The organism is bacterium, from assembly GCA_037131655.1.
GTDB lineage: Bacteria > Armatimonadota > Fimbriimonadia > Fimbriimonadales > JBAXQP01 > JBAXQP01.
In genome coordinates, this window is the sequence record JBAXQP010000312.1 from 1 (window position 1) to 3061 (window position 3061).

4 protein-coding genes are annotated in these 3061 nt (G+C 46.4%); all 4 read left to right on the forward strand.

Annotation, left to right across the window (positions count from 1 at the left end):
* Positions 1 to 54: 54 nt before the first annotated feature.
* Entirely contained in the window at positions 55 to 1200 is a 1146-nt protein-coding gene (locus WCO51_11680) for a tripartite tricarboxylate transporter substrate binding protein (GenBank protein ID MEI6513915.1), read from the forward strand.
* Between the two features lie 27 nt (positions 1201 to 1227).
* Positions 1228 to 1965: a Sua5/YciO/YrdC/YwlC family protein gene (locus tag WCO51_11685; protein MEI6513916.1), complete on the forward strand. Its 738-nt coding sequence runs from the start codon at positions 1228 to 1230 to the stop codon at positions 1963 to 1965.
* Between the two features lie 55 nt (positions 1966 to 2020).
* Positions 2021 to 2794: a decarboxylase gene (locus WCO51_11690; protein ID MEI6513917.1), complete on the forward strand. Its 774-nt coding sequence runs from the start codon at positions 2021 to 2023 to the stop codon at positions 2792 to 2794.
* Between the two features lie 30 nt (positions 2795 to 2824).
* On the forward strand, positions 2825 to 3061 hold a 237-nt coding region (locus tag WCO51_11695), incomplete at its 3' end, for an ABC transporter substrate-binding protein (GenBank protein MEI6513918.1).

The following is a 3061-nucleotide window of genomic DNA, read 5'->3' on the forward strand; positions in this document are numbered from 1 at the left end:
CTTGCAGTACCAGCTTCTACTTTTAGCTTAAGTTAAAAATGGGGGCATTACCTATTGATACGAGAATTCCTGACCATAAATAGCCCTTTTTGCATTAGGCTCAACGTAATACCTTTATTGCCAGCTTTTAAAAAGGCTCCATATAACTTGCAAGGCTTAAGAATTTACCTGAGGGTGTATATTTTAGAAATTGACATTCAACGGGATACTGCACAAATGAAATCATTCTTTTTGCTTATTAAGTTAGTATTGAAAAGAAGCGCCTTAACCTTTGTTTGTATTATCAGCTTTGCTCATGCGCAGCCTTATCCTAATAAACCTATCAAGTTAGTAATTCCCTATGCAGTAGGGGGTGGAACAGATATCTCCACACGAGTCATGAGTAAGCATCTTGATTCTCGCTTAAATCAGTCGATCATTATTGAGAATAAGGGTGGGGCAGGGAGCACAATCGGTACTGAAGTAGTTGTACGTTCCGAACCTGACGGCTATACCCTGCTAGCGAATACTGACACTATTGTTTTAGCGCCATTACTTTTTTCAAAGATTAATTTTGATATCCGTAAAGATTTGGTGCCAATCTCTTTTTATGCAAGTGCCCCTATTGTTTTAGTAGCAAATCCCAGTTTCCCAGCAAAGGATGTTAAGGAGCTTATCGCCTATGCAAAAAAGAACCCAGGGAAGGTTGCTTTAGCTACTTCTGGTCCGGGCAGTCCTCATGACTTGGCGGCAATGCTTTTTACTAATCGAGCCAATATAGAGGTCAATGAGATACCTTACAAAGGCAACGGACCTGCCCTAACCGATACAATTGCTGGTCATGTTGATATTGGAATGTTTACTTTATCTCAAGTTCAACCATATGCTCAAGCAGGTAAAGTCAAGATCTTGGCAGTCATCAGCCCTCAAAGAACAACATTGGCTCCAGATATTCCATCGCTTGCAGAAAGCGGTATAGCAAACATGGAGGTGAGTTCACGTTATCTGATAATGGTTCCAGCCAAAACTCCTAAGGCCATTATTAAAAAGTTAGAGGGATCCTTTTCTGATTTATTCACTGATAAACAGTATCGGTCGGAGATGGAGGGCTTAGGATTTGAAGTGAGATTTACCAGTCCTGAAGATACTGCCGCCATCTTACAAAAAGAATATGATAAATTTGCACCGATTCTTAAGGCTGCTAACTTTAAGCCGCAATAAATTTATAAATTAATAGAAAGGATTTTTATGTCTAGATTAGATATTAAAGGAGATGCTCGAAGAACGTTTGACGTTTGTAAATCTGGCGGAATTGCCATTTTCCCAGTAGATGTTGGTTACACCATGATCAGTGGCTCAAGAGAAGGCCTAAAGAAAATTTTTAATGCTAAGCAAAGGGGTGGGCATAAACGTAATGCTTTGATTTGCGATATGGAAACCCAACGTGAGCTTCAGGTGCTTGATAAGCGTGGCCAAGAAATGATTGAAGTAATTACGCAAGATTACAACTTGCCATTAGGTCCTATTGCAACCTATCGTACCGATCATCCTCTAATGAAGAAAATTGATCCGAATGCCCTTGCTGCAAGTACTGCTGGTGGAACACTGGCGATGCTAGTAAATGCCGGACCATTTCATGCTGAAATTACTAAGTTAAGTCGTGAAGAGGTGCATCCCTTATTTGGCTCATCTGCCAATTTAACGGGAACAGGCACAAAGTTCAGAGTCGAAGATATACAGCATGAGTTGACCAGTCTTGCAGATATCATTATTGATTATGGTCTTCGCAAATATCATATGTATAGACGCTCTGCTACTTTAATTAACTTTGAAACTATGCAAGTTGTGCGCATGGGCGTCTGCTATGAGCAGATATCCGATATTCTGAGAAGACATTACAAAATTGAGTTACCACCAGATCAATCGGTAGATTCAAACCCATCAGGCCATACTAACGAATTTGCCTTGCCAATTGTGAATAACTAATAGCATGACCAGCAAGAATCCCTCAGCACGATCATCTGGAGTCGACGGACCGGAGATGTCTGCCTTGCAGCTTAGCCGGCCTTATGGTTGGCGAGGCAAGATCGGTCTGATTACGCCGTCGAGCAACAACATCAACGAACCAGAGTTCTATCGGCTGGCTCCGCCTGGCGTCACGATCCACACGGCCCGCGTGTTGCTAACAGGGGAAATGAATGAAGCCTCGTTTCATCGAATGGCAGGTGAACTGGGGCGGGCTGCGAAAGAGCTCGCTACGGCCGAGGTCGACATCGTCCTTTACGGCTGCACAGCCGGTTCTGTGATCGTGCCGCTGTCGGAGCTCACTGCATCGATCGTCGAACAGACCTGCACGCCGGCACTAGTTACCGCCGGCGCGGTTGTCTCGGCATTGCGCGCCCTAGGCGTGCGTCGCATCGCGATGGGTACACCTTATCTGGACTTCGTTAACCGTCGAGAGGTTACGTTTCTGGAGAAGCATGGTTTCACTGTGACCAAGTATCTCGGCCTCGAACTCGGCAAGAACCAGCAAGAGCGCCGTTGCATCGGGCACGTCCCACCGGAGTCGGTGTATAGGATGGCGCTGGAGATCGATACGCCTGAAGCGGAGGCAATCTTCATCAGCTGCGCTAATCTCGCCACCCTCGATGTCATCGAGGAGATCGAGCATACGCTTGGCAAACCCGTCGTGACCAGTAATACTGCCAGCTTCTGGGCCTGCCTGAGGACCCTTCGTATCAATTCGAGTATCGTCGGTTATGGTCGGTTGCTGAGCGACTTCACAGAGCCGATTGATGCCACCCCGGTCGATTGATTCGTCCCCATCTCAATTTGGAGCCACTCAATGAAACGTCGTCAGTTTAATAACCTATTAGCCGTTGCCGCTGCCGCCAGTGTCCTACCCTCGATAGCCCATGCCCAGGCTTGGCCATCCAAGCCGATCAGTCTGATCATTCCGTTTCCACCGGGGGGTAACACCGATTTCTTGGCGCGTATCACGGCCGAATGGCTCAGCAAGGCGCTCAATAACCCTGTAATCGCCGAGAACCGCCCCGGCGCTGGTGGCACGATTGCCGCCGAG